Source organism: Paenirhizobium cremeum, from assembly GCF_047553425.1.
Classification (GTDB): domain Bacteria; phylum Pseudomonadota; class Alphaproteobacteria; order Rhizobiales; family Rhizobiaceae; genus Allorhizobium; species Allorhizobium cremeum.
In genome coordinates, this window is sequence record NZ_CP180219.1 from 156,422 (window position 1) to 173,749 (window position 17,328).

At 61.3% G+C, this 17,328-nt stretch carries 18 protein-coding genes; 7 read left to right on the plus strand and 11 right to left on the minus strand.

Annotation, left to right across the window (positions count from 1 at the left end):
• The first annotated feature begins 61 nt into the window (after positions 1 to 61).
• The 7 genes from ACLBKR_RS22180 (at position 62) to ACLBKR_RS22210 (ending at position 6,526) form a co-directional block, all read left to right on the plus strand.
• Positions 62 to 757: a helix-turn-helix domain-containing protein gene (locus tag ACLBKR_RS22180; RefSeq protein ID WP_414902094.1), complete on the plus strand. Its 696-nt coding sequence runs from the start codon at positions 62 to 64 to the stop codon at positions 755 to 757.
• Positions 758 to 835: 78 nt separating this feature from the next.
• Positions 836 to 1,873 carry an extracellular solute-binding protein gene (locus ACLBKR_RS22185; protein ID WP_414902096.1) on the plus strand — a complete coding sequence of 346 codons (1,038 nt, stop codon included), beginning with the start codon at positions 836 to 838 and terminating at the stop codon, positions 1,871 to 1,873.
• A gap of 60 nt (positions 1,874 to 1,933) precedes the next feature.
• Positions 1,934 to 2,836 (plus strand): ABC transporter permease, encoded by a 903-nt coding sequence (locus ACLBKR_RS22190; protein WP_162757704.1) that lies wholly within the window; start codon positions 1,934 to 1,936, stop codon positions 2,834 to 2,836.
• A 4-nt stretch (positions 2,837 to 2,840) separates the two neighbouring features.
• The gene (locus ACLBKR_RS22195; RefSeq protein WP_113425637.1) at positions 2,841 to 3,626 is read left to right on the plus strand and encodes an ABC transporter permease; all 786 of its coding nucleotides are present in this window, start codon (positions 2,841 to 2,843) and stop codon (positions 3,624 to 3,626) included.
• Positions 3,627 to 3,628: 2 nt separating this feature from the next.
• Positions 3,629 to 4,744, plus strand: a complete 1,116-nt coding sequence (locus ACLBKR_RS22200) for an ABC transporter ATP-binding protein (protein WP_113340028.1) — start codon at positions 3,629 to 3,631, stop codon at positions 4,742 to 4,744.
• A 16-nt stretch (positions 4,745 to 4,760) separates the two neighbouring features.
• Complete coding sequence (locus tag ACLBKR_RS22205) at positions 4,761 to 6,146, plus strand: NAD(P)/FAD-dependent oxidoreductase (protein ID WP_113446857.1); 1,386 nt, start codon at positions 4,761 to 4,763, stop codon at positions 6,144 to 6,146.
• 20 nt (positions 6,147 to 6,166) lie between these two features.
• Positions 6,167 to 6,526: a cupin domain-containing protein gene (locus tag ACLBKR_RS22210; RefSeq protein WP_113340030.1), complete on the plus strand. Its 360-nt coding sequence runs from the start codon at positions 6,167 to 6,169 to the stop codon at positions 6,524 to 6,526.
• Positions 6,527 to 6,658: 132 nt separating this feature from the next.
• On the opposite strand, the gene ACLBKR_RS22215 is transcribed toward ACLBKR_RS22210, so the two are convergent.
• The 11 genes from ACLBKR_RS22215 to nifH all read right to left on the minus strand — a co-directional run bounded on the left by ACLBKR_RS22215 (position 6,659) and on the right by nifH (position 16,969).
• The gene (locus ACLBKR_RS22215) at positions 6,659 to 7,468 is read right to left on the minus strand and encodes a TOBE domain-containing protein (protein ID WP_113490178.1); all 810 of its coding nucleotides are present in this window, start codon (positions 7,466 to 7,468) and stop codon (positions 6,659 to 6,661) included.
• Positions 7,469 to 7,681: 213 nt separating this feature from the next.
• Complete coding sequence (locus ACLBKR_RS22220) at positions 7,682 to 8,308, minus strand: nitrogen fixation protein NifQ (protein WP_113438519.1); 627 nt, start codon at positions 8,306 to 8,308, stop codon at positions 7,682 to 7,684.
• 17 nt (positions 8,309 to 8,325) lie between these two features.
• Positions 8,326 to 8,646 carry a ferredoxin III, nif-specific gene (gene fdxB / locus ACLBKR_RS22225; RefSeq protein ID WP_113438520.1) on the minus strand — a complete coding sequence of 107 codons (321 nt, stop codon included), beginning with the start codon at positions 8,644 to 8,646 and terminating at the stop codon, positions 8,326 to 8,328.
• Positions 8,646 to 8,846 carry a CCE_0567 family metalloprotein gene (locus tag ACLBKR_RS22230; protein WP_113340033.1) on the minus strand — a complete coding sequence of 67 codons (201 nt, stop codon included), beginning with the start codon at positions 8,844 to 8,846 and terminating at the stop codon, positions 8,646 to 8,648. Before ACLBKR_RS22230 ends, fdxB begins: the two co-directional genes overlap by 1 nt.
• A 15-nt stretch (positions 8,847 to 8,861) precedes the next feature.
• Positions 8,862 to 9,347, minus strand: a complete 486-nt coding sequence (locus tag ACLBKR_RS22235) for a NifX-associated nitrogen fixation protein (protein ID WP_113438521.1) — start codon at positions 9,345 to 9,347, stop codon at positions 8,862 to 8,864.
• A gap of 15 nt (positions 9,348 to 9,362) precedes the next feature.
• Entirely contained in the window at positions 9,363 to 9,860 is a 498-nt protein-coding gene (nifX, locus tag ACLBKR_RS22240; RefSeq protein ID WP_112829773.1) for a nitrogen fixation protein NifX, read from the minus strand.
• Entirely contained in the window at positions 9,826 to 11,214 is a 1,389-nt protein-coding gene (gene nifN / locus ACLBKR_RS22245) for a nitrogenase iron-molybdenum cofactor biosynthesis protein NifN (RefSeq protein WP_414902103.1), read from the minus strand. Before nifN ends, nifX begins: the two co-directional genes overlap by 35 nt.
• Positions 11,214 to 12,719 (minus strand): nitrogenase iron-molybdenum cofactor biosynthesis protein NifE, encoded by a 1,506-nt coding sequence (nifE, locus tag ACLBKR_RS22250; protein ID WP_414902105.1) that lies wholly within the window; start codon positions 12,717 to 12,719, stop codon positions 11,214 to 11,216. Before nifE ends, nifN begins: the two co-directional genes overlap by 1 nt.
• Positions 12,720 to 12,786: 67 nt before the next feature.
• Positions 12,787 to 14,328, minus strand: a complete 1,542-nt coding sequence (gene nifK, locus ACLBKR_RS22255) for a nitrogenase molybdenum-iron protein subunit beta (RefSeq protein WP_414902107.1) — start codon at positions 14,326 to 14,328, stop codon at positions 12,787 to 12,789.
• Positions 14,329 to 14,481: 153 nt separating this feature from the next.
• Complete coding sequence (gene nifD / locus ACLBKR_RS22260; RefSeq protein ID WP_414902109.1) at positions 14,482 to 15,993, minus strand: nitrogenase molybdenum-iron protein alpha chain; 1,512 nt, start codon at positions 15,991 to 15,993, stop codon at positions 14,482 to 14,484.
• An 85-nt stretch (positions 15,994 to 16,078) separates the two neighbouring features.
• Positions 16,079 to 16,969 carry a nitrogenase iron protein gene (gene nifH, locus ACLBKR_RS22265; RefSeq protein WP_112829892.1) on the minus strand — a complete coding sequence of 297 codons (891 nt, stop codon included), beginning with the start codon at positions 16,967 to 16,969 and terminating at the stop codon, positions 16,079 to 16,081.
• Positions 16,970 to 17,328 lie beyond the last annotated feature (359 nt).

Genomic DNA, 17,328 nt, shown 5'->3' on the forward strand with positions numbered 1-17,328 from the left:
TACCCGCACAGGGCATATGTTTTCCGGTAAGCACGGGCGAGAGGGCGGATTCTCCGCTTTCTTGAAGACGCCGAATTATCACCGCTCCCCATTGCAAATCCCGGACTTACTTAATATGGTGTTAAGTAAGGAGCGGGCCATGGACGACATCGCAGCAACGTCGAAAAATCAGGCCGTCATCGGCGAGAAGGTCAAAGCTTTCCGCACGGCTCGCCGAATGTCGCTCCGGGCGCTGGGGGATGCGACCGGGACCACCGCGAGCTTTCTCAGCCAGCTCGAGCGAGGGCTGAGCGGCGTGAACATCAGCACACTGATGCGTATTGCCGGTGCACTCGGGATCAGCCTTTCCGACCTGTTCGAAGACGCAGCGCCGCCCGTTGGCCGCGTCCTGCGAAAACACGAACGACCCGCGCTTCCGCCGGCCGAAGGTTATCGCAAAATGCTTCTTTCGCGACGACCGATCCGCGACATGGAAGTCTATATCGGCGAGTTCGATCCGGGTGGCTCAACGGGCGACAAGCCCTATAGCCACGGAGATTCGCATGAACTCTTCTTCGTGATACGCGGCGAGGTCGAGCTTACCCTCGGCGAAGAGCGCCATGTGCTGTCGGCCGGCGACAGCATCGAATATCCGACCTCGGTTCCGCACAAGACCGTCAATATCGGCAGGGAACCGGCCGAAGTTATCTGGATGATTGCGCCGCCTACCAGCGTTGCTGATGACTTGGACAAATACCTGCCACGGCCCGGCTCGTAGCCGCGGCGGGAACAACGGAAACGAGCGTTACTGGGAGTATCAACGATGAAGAAATTTGCGAGGGCCTTGGCCCTAACGATGACGTGTGCCCTGGCTTTGCCGGCCTTCGCGCAGGAAAAACCGGTCGCCGGCGAAGTGAAGGAAGGATCGCTCAAGGGCAAGACGCTGACCTTCGTCTCCTATGGCGGCATCTATCAGGACGGTCAGGTCGCCGCTCTCAAGGAATTCGTGGACAAGTCCGGCGTCACGCTGCTCAACGACGGCCCGACCGAAATTGCCAAACTGAAGGCGCAAGTCGATGCCGGCAACGTCACCTGGGACGTCGTCGACACCGCCGACCTGCCGCCCTATGTCCATTGCGGGACGCTGTTCCAGAAACTGGATTTTTCAAAACTCGACATCTCGAAAATCCCGCCGGGCCAGGTCGGCGAGTGCTCGGTTCCGGCGATGAACTACGGCGTCGTTCTCATGTACAAGAACGAAACTTACAAGGATAACCCGCCGAAGAGCTGGGCCGATTTCTTCGATACGGAAAAATTTCCCGGCGTGCGCGCCATCGACGGTTCCGGCGATCCGACAGGCGGGCTGATCGAGCAGGCCTTCAAGGCGACCGGCGGCGACCCGAAGGCAATGACGCCCGAAGACATCGAAAAGGGCATCCAAAAGCTGCGCGATCTGGGTCCCGACACGATCTACTGGAAGACCGGCGCGGAATCCCAGCAGCTCGCCGAGTCCGGCGAAGCCGACATGGTCATGATGTGGACCGGCCGCGCCATGACTGCGGTGAAGAACGGCGCCAAATACACGCCCGTCTGGCAAGACTGGCTCGTCGTCATGGACCAGATGACTATCCCGGTCGGCGTCAAGGACACGGATGCGGCCTATGCGCTGCTCAACGCCTATCTCGGTGCGAACGCCCAGGCGATCCTGACCGAGAAGACCTCGTATACGCCGATCAACATGGACGCCAAGCCGAAGGTGGACGATGCGACGGCCGCCTTCCTCACCAGCACGCCCGAGCGCATCGCACAGGGCTACCAGCAGAACATCCCGTTCTGGGTGAAGAATTACGACCTCGCCGCCGAGAAGTGGAACGCGCTGCTTTCGGGCAACTGAGCCGCTGATTGACCGCAGGCCCGGCCGGAGCCGGGCCTGTCTCCAACACGGGAGATGTCCATGACCACTACCCCCGACGGAGGCCTGAAGACCGGCCCCGTGGCCGGTTCAGCCCAGCCCGCCCCGCTTTCGCGTTTCCGGCCGCGCGGCGCAGTGTGGCTTGCCGCACCGGCCGTGCTGGTGCTTCTCGCCGCGCTCGCCTACCCCCTGAGCATCGTCGTGTTGCGCAGTTTCACCGACCCTGCGCCCGGCCTCGCCAATTATGTCTGGTTCTTCCAGTCCGCGGTAAACCGCACCGTGCTGCAAAGGACGTTCGTTGTCGCAGCCTGGGTCACGCTCGCCTCCCTCATCTGCGCCTACCCTTACGCCTACGCGATGACTATCGTCGGCCGGAACCTGCGCCTCGCGCTCATCCTCTGCGTACTCGTGCCCTTCTGGCTGAGCGGCGTGGTGCGTACGCTCGCCTGGGTTATCCTCCTGCAGGATTCCGGCGTGATAAATTCCTTCCTGCGCAGCCTCGGTCTTTCACCGGTCAAGCTGATCCGGACGATGCCCGGCGTCATCATCGGCATGACGCAGGTATTGCTGCCCTTCATGATCCTGCCGATCTATTCCGTGATGAGGGGCATCGACACACGCCTCTTGCAGGCCGCCCGAAGCCTCGGCGCAAAACCGTGGAAAGCTTTTCTCCAGGTCTACGTGCCGCTGTCGCTCCCCGGCGTCTATGCGGGCGCCATCATCGTCTTCATTCTGTCTCTCGGCTTTTACATCACGCCCGCCCTGCTCGGCGGACCACGCAGCAACATGCTTTCCTCCCTCGTACAGAACCAGGTGCTGAGCCTCCTCAACTGGGGTCGCGGCGGCGCCATGGGCGTTGTCCTTCTGGTCGCGACCTTCGTGCTTCTTGCCATCGCCGCTCCGCTGATGCGCCAGAAGCACACCTCCTCACGCAGGGAGGCGTAACGAGATGCCCTTGTTCTCCCGCGTTCTTCTCGGTCTTTTCTGCCTGCTTGTTGCCGTGCTTCTGCTTGCGCCGACGCTGGTCGTGATCCCGATGTCGTTCAACGGCAACAAGTCACTCGCCTTCCCCCCGGTCGGCTTCTCCTGGCAATGGTATGAAAACTTCTTCCGCAATCCGGACTGGACCACGAGTTTTTCCAATTCGCTTGCTATCGCGCTCATCGTCGCTGTGGTGGCAACGGTGCTCGGCACGCTTGCCGCCTTCGGCATCACGAGAGCCACCACACGCGTCGGTGGCTTGCTGCGCGCGCTTCTGATCACGCCGATGGTCGTGCCGGGTGTCGTGCTGGCGATCGGCATCTATGCGGTCTATCTCGACGCACATCTCGTTGGCACCGTCACTGGCTTCGTTCTGGCGCATACGATGCTCGCCATCCCCTTCGTGCTGATTGCGGTACAGGCCAGCCTCGAAGTCTTCGACCGGCGGCTGGAGACTGCAGCCGCCAGTCTTGGAGCAGGCCGGCTGACGGTGTTCCGCACCGTGACGTTGCCGCTGATCTTGCCGGGCATCCTCTCAGGCGCGCTCTTTGCCTTTATCACCTCGTTCGACGAGATCATCGTGGCGCTGTTCATCACCAGTCCTTACCTCAAGACCCTGCCGGTGCAGATCTACACCTCGATCACCCGCGATGCGGACCCGACCGTCGCAGCCGTTGGTACACTGCTGTTTTTCGCAACGTCGCTCATCATCATCGCCGGCCTGCTGTTCGGCATGCGCCGCGGAAGGACATGACCATGACCGCAACCAGACAATCGGCCGGCGCCGCGATCGAAATCAGCAAGGCGACAAAACGCTATGGCGCGTTTACCGCCTTGAACGACATCGATCTTCACATCCGCCCCGGCGAGTTCATGACGCTGCTTGGCCCCTCCGGCTCCGGCAAGACGACGACGCTGAACCTGATCGCCGGCTTTACGGACATCAGTTCCGGCACTCTCGAAATCGGCGGCAGGAGCGTCACCGGTCTGCCGTCACACAAGCGCAATATCGGCGTCGTCTTCCAGCACTATGCGCTCTTCCCGCACATGACGGTCGGAAAGAATGTCGCCTATCCGCTGATGCTTCGCGGGATAAAGGGGAAGGACCGGGAGGCTCGTGTAAAGCGCGCGCTCGACATGGTGAAGATGGCGGATTTCGCCCATCGCTATCCGAACGAGCTTTCCGGCGGTCAACAGCAGCGGGTGGCGCTGGCGCGAGCGCTGGTCTTCGATCCGCCGCTGCTCCTGATGGACGAGCCGCTCGGCGCCCTCGACAAGAAACTGCGCGAATGGCTGCAGCTTGAGATCAAGCGCATTCATCGCGAACTCGGCACCACATTCGTCTACGTCACCCATGATCAGGAAGAGGCGCTGGTGCTTTCCGACCGCATCGCCGTCTTCAATGGCGGCCGCATCGAACAGATCGGCACGGGCCGCGAGCTCTATGACAGCCCCGCAACACTCTTCGTCGGCCGCTTCATCGGCGAATCCACCATTCTGCGTGGCGAAACCGAGATTTCCGATGGCGACACGATCATGACGATCGGCGATCAGAGGATCGTCGCCCACGGCCGCATCAGCGGCGATGCCCGCCCGGTCTTCCTGCTTCGACCCGAACGCATGGCACTAAAACGATCCGGCGCAGAAGCGGCAGATGGCGAAAACAGGTTGTCCGGCAATGTCATCGAAGCGATCTATCTGGGTTCCGGCTCGAAATACGAGGTGCGGCTCGCAGACGGGACAGGCGCCGTCGTCCGCTGCTCCCTCGGCGAGGCCGAGTTTTCCATCGGCGACGCGGTCGACATCGCCTTCCTGCCCACCGATCCCATTCTCCTGCCCGATGATACCAGCGCCGACGTGACGCTGACCTGAACCAGAAAGCATCCCCATGGACATCAAGACCAACGGTAACATCTCCTTCTGGTATGCCGATATCGGCGGCATTCCGGAAAAGCGCCCTCCCCTGCCCGGTGATCGCGAGGCCGATGTCTGCATCATTGGCGCGGGCTATACCGGCCTCTGGACAGCCTACTACCTGAAGAAGGCCGATCCTTCGCTCGACGTCGTGATCGTCGAGCGGGAATTCGCGGGCTTCGGCGCTTCCGGCCGCAATGGCGGCTGGCTTTCGGGCGGCTTCAGCTGGTCGCGGGAAAAGTATGAAAAGACCTCCGGTCGAGGCGCCGTTGTCGACATGCAGAACGCCATGGCCGGCACGGTCGACGAGGTCGAGCGTGTCACCAAGGTCGAGGGCATAGATGCCGACCTTATCCGCGTCGACAATCTCATTGCTGCCACCAATACGGCCCAGATGAAACGGATACGCCAGGAATATCAATACGCCCTCGACTGGCAGGTACCGCGAGAACGCATACAACTCCTGTCCGCGGAACAGGCTGCGGCGCGTATTCGCCTTGCCAATATTCAGGGGGCGGTGTCTTACCGGGGAATGGCGCGGGTACAGCCGGCCAAGCTGGTGCGTGGCCTCGCCCGCGTCGTCGAGGCACTGGGAGCGTGGATCTACGAGGGCACGACCGTCACCCGCTTCGAGAAGGGCCGCGTCGAGACGGATCGCGGTACAGTACGTGCTCCCGTCATCATCCGCGCGACGGAAGGATTTTCCGCAGGCCTGCCCGGCTTCGAGCGCACCTGGCTGGCGCTGAACAGCGCACAGATCGTCACGGAACCGGTACCGGAAGCGCTCTGGCGGGAGATCGGCTGGGAGGGACATGAACTGCTCGGCGACGCAGCGCATGCCTATTGCTACGCCCAGCGCACCCGGGAAGGCCGTATCACCATGGGCGGACGCGGCGTACCCTACCGTTACGGCTCGAAGACGGACGTCAACGGCCAGACGCAGCAGGCGACCATCGACCAGCTCTATGGCATCCTGACCCGTCTCCTGCCCCAAACCAAATCGCTGAGGATCGATCATGCCTGGTGCGGTGTGCTCGGCGTGCCGCGCGACTGGTGCACGACGGCAGGCTTCGACCGCTCCACGGGCATCGGCTGGGCGGGCGGCTATGTCGGCCTCGGCGTCTCCAGTTCCAACCTCGCCGGTCGCACGCTTGCCGACCTGATCCTGAACCGAGAAACGGAACTGACGGGCCTTCCATGGGTCAACCGTACCGTGCGCGAATGGGAGCCGGAGCCGTTCCGCTGGCTTGGCGTGCACTCCATGTACCAACTCTACCGTATGGCAGACAGGCGTGAGTTCGCCGGCCTGCCGCACACCTCAAAGCTCGCGGCAATTGCCGACAGCATTACCGGCCACTGAGCCTTCCAAAGGGTAACTTCATGATTAGTTTCGAGAATTTCGGCGACCTTCTCAACCTCGACATCGGGACCTTTTCGCCAAAACCCACTTCGATCGAGGGAGATCAGCAAGAAGCTGCGATGGCGCTCTGGACCAGCCCTGACGGCAAGCTCGAAACCGGCATATGGGAGTGCACACCCGGCCGCTTTACCGCCGATCGCAGCCGGAATTCCGAAATCTGCCACCTTCTTTCCGGCAGCGTGACCCTGCACAATGGCGACGGCACCGAGCAAAGGATCGGTGCCGGAGAAATGTTCGTTTTGCCGATCGGATGGCGGGGCGAGTGGACCATTCACGAACAAACCCGCAAGATCTACACCATGATCGATGAAGGCGTGTAGGCCCAGCGGTCCCGGGGAGCGCTCCTGAACGGGATTGCGCCAGGAAACCTCAAGACGAGGAAGGACCAAGCTGTCCCGGGCAGCCGGCAAAAGCGTTTTTAGAGCTTGCCAGACGCCGGTTGCGCGAGTGGCTCAGGCGAGAGCGAGGATGATCTGCGAGGCTTTGACGAGGGCGCAGAGCCGCAGACCGGGCGTGATTTCGAGCGCCTCGGTACTATCGTCCGTCACGATGGCGCAGAGTGTCTTGCCGTCCCCGATATCGAGAATGACCTCGGCATTGACGGCGCCGGGCTCGACGGAAACGACAGTGCCGCAGATGCGGTTGCGTGCCGATGTCCTCATGCTGTCGGTCTCGGTCATCAGGATAGGCGTGCTCGCCTTGATGAGCGCATAAGCCTCGACTCCCGGGACGATGTTGAGGTTTGCAACACTCTGCTCGGTAATCATCACGGTCAAGGTGACGTCTTCGGCGATCTTCAGCATCACCTCAGCATTGATCGCCCCGTGATGAACATCGGTGACGATGCCGTGATAGGTATTGCGGGCACTGGTTTTCATGATCGGGCTCCAAAGCAGGGACTGGGCAGGAAAGGAAACAGTGGGATCTCCGGAAATGGTGGTTTCCAGATTTGCGACGATCTCGCCGATCGAGGCGGTCAGTAACCGATGAACGGTGAGCGCCCGAAGACCCTCCGCTGTGACGCGGGCGCTGCCGCCATGCCGCCCGCCCGGACTGGCGATGACGATCGGCCGGGGAAAGAGGTTGTTCAGTGAATTCACCGCGTCCCACGCCCCCCGATAGCTGATCCCGACAACCTTGGCGGCGGCGGCGATCGAGCCGGTGCGGTCGATCGCCGCCAGGAGCTGGAACCGGTCTTCACCGGCGCGGTTGCCATTGGCGCCGCGGAAATCGAGAACGGGGCGCAGTGAGTTTGGACGCATGGAAACCTCGATCAATCGTTAGGAAGTTTGACTTCATATCGGTGACCAAAACCGATAAACGATCGGAAGCAATCTCCATTCCAATTAAAATAATCATTTAAAATCAATACTTTGATATGAAGAACAGACGACCAGGCCTGACATTGTCGCGAACCAGACAATTGCCGTGGTCGCGATTGCTACAAAACCCGGCGACCGGACCGGTGATGACCGTCAGGCCCATTGAACCACCCCGTTTTTCAGGCGCGCCAGACGACTCTCGCCGGTTTCCTCGCCGAAACAAGCATTGAAGTCGCCGCATTCACGGCAGCTCGGCGCCGTGCAGAGCGAAAAGCCTTCCGCTTCGCAGAGCCTGCGATAGAAATACTTCTTCCACTTCATGTTCTCGGTGTTTCCTGCCGCCAGCATCGGAAAGTGGCGATTCAGGAGCCGCGTGAGCTCGGCGCGTTCGAACAGGCCGAGATCCTGCCAGAGATGGTCATCACGCATGGCGCGGCGGGCAACAATGCGGGCAAAGTGCAGGCTCGCCGCAATCCCCGGATTGCGATGCTGCAGGAGCAGTTCGAACAGGATTTCCTCTTCCTCGTCCCGTTCGGGCTCGGCCTCGTCCGGATCGATGCCGAAGCTGTCGAAGGGAACGGCAGGAAAATTGCGGGCGACGAGGCGCATCAGTTCCTTCGGACCGAGGCCTGTCGCCTCGGCGATGGTCGCACGGCCCGAAAGGTCTTCGTCGCGCGCAATCGACAGGACGCAGGCCAGCGCGTGGCGGTCGAAAGCGGTGTCGGCATCGATGGCCGGCCACTGGCCGGCGATCAGGCAGGCATAATGATCGGCAAACATCGGATGTCTCCTTCAGGTCATGCGGCGAGTTCGCCCGCCGCGACGTGGGTCTGGCAGTTCTTCGGACAGACGCGCGCGCAGGCACCGCAGCCGATGCAGGCGCCAGCGTGATCGACGACCATAATCATGCGGTTGAGTTCGCCATCGAAGTCGTCCCCTTCCTCCTCATCGTAGAGCCCGAGGATCTCCCCTTCCTCGTTCACGCCATGGAGATGCATCACATCGCGCGAACAGACCTTGTAGCAGCGGCCGCAGCCGATGCAGGTCCCGCCATCGATCGCCGTCAGGTATTCCGGCATCCATGGAGAGCCGTCGCGGGTGGAGAAGGAATTGCCCATCATACCCCCTCCAGGGCCGCCAACTCGGCCTTGGCGGCCTCCAGTTCGGCAAAGACGGCGTAGGTGCGTTCGGCGACCGCCCTGATCTCGGTCCAGTTGACCGGCAGATCCTCTGCAAGGTCGTGTAGCTCCATCTTGGCATTTCCGGCCCTGGAGTTGAGCTTTCGGACCTTTTTCTGGAGTTCCTCAAGTTCGGACATGTTCGCCTCCCCCTGTCAGTATCTGGCGACTTCAGGGAATTTGCCGATCATTTCGACGGCATCCTGCACAAGCTTGTTGCCGGCATCGGCAAGCTTGGTCAGGGTCTCGAAACCGAAGCGGTGGACGTCGCGCAGGGATTTCAGCACGACGACAAGACGCCCGGCCGTCAGCAGCACGCGCCCGAACCCCTCATGGCTCATCTTCATCATCGGCGACGCGATGATCCCGGTCTCCTGCTCGATGGCAAGTCCGACCGCCGAATAGAAGATTTCCAGCCGCCACAACACATCCGGATCGGGGTCCCCAATAATCGGGATCTCACGGCGCTGCTCCTTCGTCACAATGAAATCGCCGAGGATGGAAGCATCGGAGCGCCCCTCCCAGGCGTCATAGGTATCCTGCGCACGCATCAGCCGGACGAGGCATTTCATGAACGGCGTCGCCATGGCGTCGACGTCGTCGTTGGCGGCGGTCTTTTCAAGAACGGCAGTCGGGGTCATGGGCAATCTCCTTTTTCAGTCTTCATCATCGAAGGATGGCTTGGTGACGGAAACGCCGGCCTCGGCCAGCACCTTGCGCAGCCAGGGGGGCGGCGCGGTTTTCAGCATGGTCTGGGTGCGCGACAGCACCTCCTCGATGGAGGAAGGCTGCGGAACCTTGATCGGATGGATCTTCGCGGACACCACCTTGGCTGCTGAGGGACCACCGATCGCGAGACAAAACAGAAGGTGGCAGCCCTTCAGCGCCTCGACCTTAGGCGTGATCCGGTCATCGCCCTCCGTCTTGTGCTTGCCGCTCTCGTCGGAGACGTCGCCGAAACCGACAGCCTCGACGAAGGTCCAGCTTTCAGGCGTGATGTCATAGACGGCAAACAGCTTGGCAGAGCCGAAATGGGCGTTGAGGCCTTTCATGTCCTGAGTGGCGATGGCAATGCGCAAGGCGCCCTTCGGGCGGTCCGGTGCAGGCGCTGGCCCCTCGTCAGTGACGAGTGAAAGACGTCGGACGGCTGTCATTGTCGGTCTCCCTGTTGCGGAAAGGATTGAGCTCTTCCGGGGTGGGCTGGAGCTGGACGGACTGGAAGATGTTGGCCGCCTCGAAGATCATGTCGCGCGCGCCTTCGTAGAGAACGGTGAGCTTGTGCTGGCTGCCCAGCCGGTCGAAGATCGGGAAACCGACCCGCATCAGCGGCACGCCGATCCTTTCCGCCGCCTGGCGGCCGTGGGAATGGGCCACGATCAGATCGGCTTCGGCGGCTTGAGCCATCGCCTCCAGATCGGCGAGGTCACCCACCTGCACCACCTCGGTCTGTACTTTCTGCAGGATGCCGCTGGTGCCCGTGGTAGTGACTGCGACAGCGATCTCAGCGCCAAGTCCGGTGAAGAAGGTCGAAAGCTGGTAAAGGTGGTCCGGTTCGGCCGCGATCGCGATCCGCTTGCCACCGAAATGAAAGTGCCCGTCGAGCAGCGCATCCTGCAACTGGGCTCGACGGCGACGCACCTTCGCCGGCACGGGATTGCCGGAAATCATTGCCAGCATGGTGATGAAGCGGTCGATCGCCTTCATGCCGGAAAGCTGCTGGAAGAGCGCATAGGGAACACCGGTCGCCGCCTGCAGCGCCTCCGCCGGCCCGCGCATGTGCTCGCCGATCGCGATCGCCTGGAAGCATTCGCCGAGATTGCGGATGTCCTCGACTTTCGTGCCGCCATAGGTGGTCGGTATCCAGCGGTCGGGAACCGTGCCGTCGAGCGCGCCGGAAATGTCCGGCAGGATTATCGGGGTTAGGCCGAAGCTCTCCACCGTCTCGCGGATATTCTCGATGTCGGCGACCGTCAGGTGCCAGCCGGGCAGGATGGCGATCTTTTTCGGGTCCCGCACCCGCTCCCCGGGAATGGTGACGCCTTCGATCATCGAGGTTACGGCCTTGGCCCAGCCCTCCTCCATCGCACCGTCGAAATCCGGCGTGTTGGATAGCACCACCTCGGTGCCGGCGAGTTCTTCCGCGCGCTTCGCCTTGATCCTCGCGAGATCGCCGGCGAAATCCTCGCCGCGGGTTTCGACCAGCGCAGTGGTGCAGATGCCGATCAGACTCGGCTTCGTGCGGTTCTTGAGGTTGAGGATCGCCTCCTCCAGATGATCGGCGCCGCCGAGAATGGTGGCGACTTCGTCCATTGCCGTCGTCTGCAACGGGATCGTTTCCTTGAAATGGCGGACGAACAGGACGAGCGCGAAGGAGGTGCAGCCCTGGCTGCCGTGAAAGAGCGGCATGGCGCCATCGACCCCGAGATAGGCGAAGGCGGCCCCGAGTGGCTGCGAGGACTTGAGCGGATTGATCGCGACTTGTTTCGTCTGATGCACAATACGGGCCATCAGCATTCTCCCATTTCATCGGCATTGGAATTGGCGAACTTGCGGAAGGCGTGCACTGGCTCGGCAAGCGGCGTGTCGTCGTTTTCGCCGGGGTTCGGTGCGCTTGAGACCAGATTGCCGTCTGCGTCCCATGGTGAGGCCTCGCGCACGGTCTCCCAGACGGGATTGTGGATGGCGATGTCGATCTGGCGCGCCAGTTCCACCATGCCGTCATAGCCGGCATAGGGGTGGTGCCGTTCCTGGTTGATATCGAGCCAGGGCATCTTCGCCTTCAGCGCGATGAACTGGGTGCGCCCGCCCGACAGCATGATGTCGGCCTTGTGTTCGGCGAGCATGGCGTAGAGGTCGCGCGGCGCCATGGAATCGAACATATGGTTATCGTCCTTGAGGATCTGCTTGATGCGCTCCTTGTCCTCGGGCGTCGACTTCTTGACCGAGGTGCCGACGATCTCCACGCCGATTTCCTGAAGCGCATGGACAACCGACCAGCTCTTCACCCCACCGGTGTTGAGCAGTACGCGCTTGCCCTCAAGGCGGGGACGGAATCCCTCAAGTGCGGCCCAGGCTCTGGCCTCCTCCTCCGCGATGAGGGATTCCGTCCGGTCAAGGAGCTCAGGGGGCGCTCCTTGTTGTACCAGCAAGGCAGCAAGCTGCCGCAACGCCTCCGAGGTATCGGAGATTCCGTAGAATGAACCCTCGAAATAGGGGATGCCGAAGCGCTCCTCCATCTTGCGGGCGAGATTGATGAGGGCTGTCGAACAGACCATCATCGTCGCCTTGGCCCGGTGGGCGGTGGCGATGTCGCGGTAACGGGCGTCGCCGGGAATGCAGGCCCTGACGCGCATGCCAAGTTTTTCGAGAAGCGGCTTCACCATCCAGAATTCGCCGGAAAGATTGAACTCACCGAGAATATTGATGTCGTAGGGCGTGACATCATCGGGCTCTTCCGTACCGATCACGTGGTCGAGCAGAGCCTCGCCGGCAAGTTTGTTGCCAAGATTCTTCGAGCCGACGAAGCCAGGCGCATTGACCGGAACGACCGGCAGGCCGAACTTTTCCGCCGCGCGCCGACAGACCGCCTCGATATCGTCGCCGATCAATGCGGTCACGCAGGTGGAGTAGACGAAGATGGCCGGTGGTGCGTAGCGCTCGGCAATCTCGCGGATCGCCCTGAAGAGTTTCCGCTCCCCCTGCCCCATGACGATGTCGAGTTCGGTGAGATCCGTGGTGAAACTGGTGCGCCAGAGGCTGGAGCCGGACGAGGCGGCGCCCCGGTTATCCCAGCTATTGCCCTCGCAGGCGAGCGGCGCATGGATGAGATGGGCGACGTCGGTCACCGGTTGCAGCACGATCTTGGCGCCGTCGAAGGCGCAACCGCCGGCCGCCGCCCCCGGCGTCAGCGGCTTGGAACAGCCCTTCTTGCGAGCCTTGGCGTCCTTGCCCTGGTTCTTGTCGCAACTGGGCTCGTTGAACACATCCTCGATCTTCGCCTTCAATGCCGACATCGCACCTGTCTCCACCATGGAAGTTGAAACCGTTGGAAGCAGGCCCCCACTCGGGGGCCGGCAAGGATCAGCGTGTCAAATCGAAGGAATAGTCGGTCTTCGACGGGAGGATCGTCTGCTGGTCGTAGACGTCGAAGAACTTGTCGAGGATCGTCGTCAGCACGCGCAGGCCGCCCTGATAGCCCATCAGCGGAAAACGATGATGATGATGGCGGTCGAAGATCGGGAAGGTGAGACGCAGGAGCGGCGTGCCGGTGTCGCGTTCCAGATACTTCCCGTAGGAGCTGCCGATCAGGAGATCGACCGGCTCGGTGAACAGCAGCGAGCGCATGGCCCAGAGATCCTTGCCCGCCCAGACCTGGCAATCCTTGCCGAACGGCGAGGAGGCGAAGAGTTCCTTCATCTCGGCTTCCCAGGCCGTGGAACCGTTGGTCGCGAGGCAATGGGTCGACTCGCCGCCCGTTTCCAGAATGAAGCGGGCCATGCCATAGACGAAATCCGGATCGCCGTAGATCGCGTATTTCTTGCCGTGCAGATAGGCCTGACTATCAGCCATGGCATCGACCAGGCGACCACGTTCCAGACGAAGAGCCTCCGGAATGTCCTTGCCGGTCATTTCCGAGACCTTCATCAGGAAGTCGTCGGTGCCGCGAACGCCGAGCGGATAATGCAGCGAGGCGACCTTCTGGCCAACCTCCGCGCAATATTCTTCGGTCTTGCGGGTGCAATAATGCTGCAGCGACAGCGTCCATTCGGCGTTCAGCGCATCCTTGACGTCATCGATCTTCGTGCCGCCGTCATACATGCGGTATTCGCCGTCGGACGGCGTGTCATACTGGTCCGAGGCATCCTGGATGAAGGTGTAATCGACACCCATCAGCGACAGCATGCGCTTGATTTCGCGGTTGTTGCCGACGCAGAAGCCGTCGAAGCCGGGGATCAGGTTGAAGCGTCCTTTTACTTCGGTCCGTGTCCGGCCCTTCCAGAAATGCTCGAACACGCCGCGCACCATGTTGTCGTAGCCGTCGACATGGCTGCCGACGAAGGCCGGCGTATGGGCGAAGGGTACGTCGTAGTCGACCGGCACCGAGCCTTCGTTCTTGGCGTTCTCGATGAAGCTGCGCAGGTCGTCGCCGATGACTTCCGCCATGCAGGTGGTGGACACCGCAATCATCTTCGGCTCATAGAGCGTATAGGTGTTGGCTAGGCCGTCGATCATGTTCTTGAGCCCGCCGAACACCGCCGCGTCTTCCGTCATCGACGAGGAGACGGCCGAGGACGGTTCCTTGAAGTGGCGCGACAGGTGCGAACGGTAATAGGCGACGCAGCCTTGAGAACCGTGCACGAAGGACATGGTCTTCTCAAAACCGGCAGCGGCGAAGACGGCGCCAAGCGGCTGGCAGGCCTTGGCCGGATTGACGACGAGCGCCTCGCGGGCGAGGTTCTTCTCGCGATATTCCCAGGTCTTGGTCAGCTCGCGCTGATCGTCGACCCATTCGCCCGGATGCGGGCATTCGAAGTTTTCCTTCTTGTTCTTCAGCATCTCGACATATTCAGGCTCGCGGAAGAGCGGAGCATGGTCGAGGACTTTTTCGGCTGACTGCGGCATGACTGGTCACCTCCATCCTTGCGGGCCGCGCCATACGGCGGCACCGGGACAATGACGTTTCGACAGGTCCCGAACGGGTTTTCCCGTGGGCGTTCTTTATGTACCGGGGCTCGCACGAGCCCCTGCCCCCGCCCTGCGGCGAGGGCGGAACCGTCATTCGGCGGCAATCGGTAGCGGCTCGGCCTGCTTTTTCTTCCAGGGTGCGTCGTAGAGGCCCCAGACCGGATTGTTGATCGCAAGATCCATGTCGCGGGCGAAGATCGCAAAGCCGTCATAGCCATGGTAGGGGCCGGAATAGTCCCAGCTGTGCATCTGGCGGAAGGGGATGCCCATCTTCTGGACGGGATACTTTTCCTTGATGCCGGAGCCGACGAGGTCCGGGCGGATGCCCTCGATGAACTTCTCGAGTTCGTAGCCCGTCACGTCGTCATAGATCAGCGTACCGTTCTTCACGTAGTGACTGGTGCGCTGGTAGTCGTCGTTGTGGCCGAACTCGTAGCCGGTACCGACGATCTCCATGCCAAGGTCTTCATAGGCCGTGATGACGTGGCGGGGGCGAAGACCGCCGACATAGAGCATCACCGTCTTGCCTTCGAGACGCGGGCGGAACTTCTCGATCACCGCATCGACCAGCGGGCGGTACTTGGCGATGACGGCTTCGGCGTTCGCTTCGATCTCGGGGCCGAAATGCTTGGCGATCTTGCGCAGCGACGCCTCGATCTGGGATGGACCGAAGAAATTGTATTCCGTCCAGGCGATCCCGTACTTCTCTTCCATGTGGCGGCAGATGTAGTTCATCGACCGGTAGCAATGGATGAGGTTGAGCTTGGCCTTCGGTGCCCGTTCGATTTCGGCGAGCGTCGCATCGCCGGACCAGTTGCCGACCACGCGCAGGCCCATTTCCTCAAGCAGGATGCGGGACGCCCAGGCGTCGCCGCCGATATTGTAGTCGCCGATGATGTTGACGTCGTAAGGACCGGTCTCGAATTCGGCATGCTTGTCCTCGCTGGAGAACACCCAGTCGCGGATCGCGTCATTGGCGATGTGGTGGCCGAGTGACTGCGAGACGCCGCGGAAACCTTCGCAGCGGACGGGCACGATCGTCTTGTTCAGCTCTTTCTTCTTCTTGCGCGAGACGGCTTCGATATCGTCGCCGATCAGGCCGATTGGACATTCGGACTGGATCGTCACGCCGTTGTTGAGCGGAAAGAGCTGCTCGATCTCGTCGATAACTTTTTCCAACTTCTTGTCGCCGCCGAAGACGATGTCCTTCTCCTGGAAATCGGAGGTGAACTGCATGGTGACGAAGGTATCTATGCCGGTGGTGCCGATGTAGTAGTTGCGGCGCTGAGACCACGAATATTGCCCGCAGCCGACCGGGCCATGGGAGATGTGGACCATGTCCTTGACAGGTCCCCAGACCACGCCCTTGGAGCCGGCATAGGCGCAGCCGCGAATGGTCATGACGCCCGGAATGGACTTGATGTTCGACTTCACGTCGCATTCGGAGAGAGGTCTGCCCTCTTCCTGATCGACCTCACCGCCCGCCTTGGCGACATTGAGATGCTTCTTGCGGCGCTTGGCCGTCTTGTCGGGATACTGGGACAGCACTTCCTCGATTAGTTTTTCGTGGAGCTGGCTGTCGTTTTCGTAGTCGAGGCTCATGGCTTGCGATCCCTCGCTGATGGCGGCTGACCGCCGTTTCGACTGGAGCGCCGGGTCAAGGCCGGCGCCCGGTTGAATCGTTCACTCAATGGGCTGCAGCGGCAGCTTCCTTGGCGGCAAGCTCGGCGAGCATCTGCTCGTCGGTCTTCATGATGCCGAAGGCGAGCAGCATGTCTTCCAGTTCCTCCATGGTGATCGGGGTCGGGATCGTACCCTTGCCGGAATTGTCATGGATCTTCTGGGCGAGCTGGCGATATTCCTGGGCCTGCTGCGAGTTCGGCGCATATTCGATGACCGTCTGCTTGCGCAGCTCGGCGTGCTGCACGATGTTGTCGCGCGGCACAAAGTGGATCAGCTTCGAATTGAGCCGGGCCGCAAGCGCCTCGGCGAGGTCGAGTTCGCGGTCGGTCTGACGCTCGTTGCAGATCAGGCCGCCGAGACGCACGCCGCCGGAATTGGCGTATTTCAGGATGCCCTTGGCGATGTTGTTGGCGGCGTAGAGCGCCATCATCTCGCCGGACATGACGATGTAGATTTCCTGCGCCTTGTTCTCGCGGATCGGCATGGCGAAGCCGCCACAGACGACGTCGCCGAGGACATCGTAGGACACATAGTCCACGTCGTCATAGGCGCCGTTTTCCTCGAGAAAGTTGATCGAGGTAATGACGCCGCGACCGGCACAGCCGACGCCCGGCTCGGGACCACCGGATTCCACGCACTTGATGCCCTTGTAGCCGATCTTCAGGACATCCTCGAGCTCGAGGTCTTCGACGGAACCTTCCTGGGCTGCAAGCGACAGGACCGTATCCTGCGCCTTGGAGTTGAGGATCAGGCGGGTGGAATCCGCCTTGGGATCGCAGCCGACGATCAGGATCTTCTGTCCGAGATCGACAAGAGCGGCGAGCGTGTTCTGGGAGGTCGTGGACTTGCCGATCCCGCCCTTCCCGTAAAATGCGATCTGACGCAGAGCTGTCATGACTTTTCCTTCCTTCGCTGAAGCACCCGCGGCCTCTCCCGCAGGGCTGGATATCGGATCGGCAGGCTCGACCGCCGCCATTCCTTCCGTTTCAAAAGCCGTGCCAGTTTGCCAAAAGACCGAAGGTTTTTCTATTTTATACATATATTTCAATAGTTTAATTGAAATTACACTTCCCCGGCCAGCGCGACACCCACCTGTCGCAGACGTGACAAACCCGACAGGCTTTCGATCTTTTGTAGGGTGCCGACATGCGATGTCGGATTGGAGACGTTGTCGCAAAACCGACAAACGCACTTTTTCGTAACAATCTGCTTTAAAACGATAAATCTCTCTGGCACGCCTGATGCATGGTTTCT

Bases quoted from the DNA above. Each gene is read 5' to 3' on its own strand.
- ACLBKR_RS22185 (WP_414902096.1), top strand. From the start codon at position 836: ATGACGTGTGCCCTGGCTTTGCCGGCCTTCGCGCAGGAAAAACCGGTC.
- ACLBKR_RS22190 (WP_162757704.1), top strand. From the start codon at position 1,934: ATGACCACTACCCCCGACGGAGGCCTGAAGACCGGCCCCGTGGCCGGT.
- ACLBKR_RS22195 (WP_113425637.1), top strand. From the start codon at position 2,841: ATGCCCTTGTTCTCCCGCGTTCTTCTCGGTCTTTTCTGCCTGCTTGTT.
- ACLBKR_RS22200 (WP_113340028.1), top strand. From the start codon at position 3,629: ATGACCGCAACCAGACAATCGGCCGGCGCCGCGATCGAAATCAGCAAG.
- ACLBKR_RS22205 (WP_113446857.1), top strand. From the start codon at position 4,761: ATGGACATCAAGACCAACGGTAACATCTCCTTCTGGTATGCCGATATC.
- ACLBKR_RS22210 (WP_113340030.1), top strand. From the start codon at position 6,167: ATGATTAGTTTCGAGAATTTCGGCGACCTTCTCAACCTCGACATCGGG.
- ACLBKR_RS22215 (WP_113490178.1), bottom strand. From the start codon at position 7,468: ATGCGTCCAAACTCACTGCGCCCCGTTCTCGATTTCCGCGGCGCCAAT.
- ACLBKR_RS22220 (WP_113438519.1), bottom strand. From the start codon at position 8,308: ATGTTTGCCGATCATTATGCCTGCCTGATCGCCGGCCAGTGGCCGGCC.
- fdxB (WP_113438520.1), bottom strand. From the start codon at position 8,646: ATGGGCAATTCCTTCTCCACCCGCGACGGCTCTCCATGGATGCCGGAA.
- ACLBKR_RS22230 (WP_113340033.1), bottom strand. From the start codon at position 8,846: ATGTCCGAACTTGAGGAACTCCAGAAAAAGGTCCGAAAGCTCAACTCC.
- ACLBKR_RS22235 (WP_113438521.1), bottom strand. From the start codon at position 9,347: ATGACCCCGACTGCCGTTCTTGAAAAGACCGCCGCCAACGACGACGTC.
- nifX (WP_112829773.1), bottom strand. From the start codon at position 9,860: ATGACAGCCGTCCGACGTCTTTCACTCGTCACTGACGAGGGGCCAGCG.
- nifN (WP_414902103.1), bottom strand. From the start codon at position 11,214: ATGGCCCGTATTGTGCATCAGACGAAACAAGTCGCGATCAATCCGCTC.
- nifE (WP_414902105.1), bottom strand. From the start codon at position 12,719: ATGTCGGCATTGAAGGCGAAGATCGAGGATGTGTTCAACGAGCCCAGT.
- nifK (WP_414902107.1), bottom strand. From the start codon at position 14,328: ATGCCGCAGTCAGCCGAAAAAGTCCTCGACCATGCTCCGCTCTTCCGC.
- nifD (WP_414902109.1), bottom strand. From the start codon at position 15,993: ATGAGCCTCGACTACGAAAACGACAGCCAGCTCCACGAAAAACTAATC.
- nifH (WP_112829892.1), bottom strand. From the start codon at position 16,969: ATGACAGCTCTGCGTCAGATCGCATTTTACGGGAAGGGCGGGATCGGC.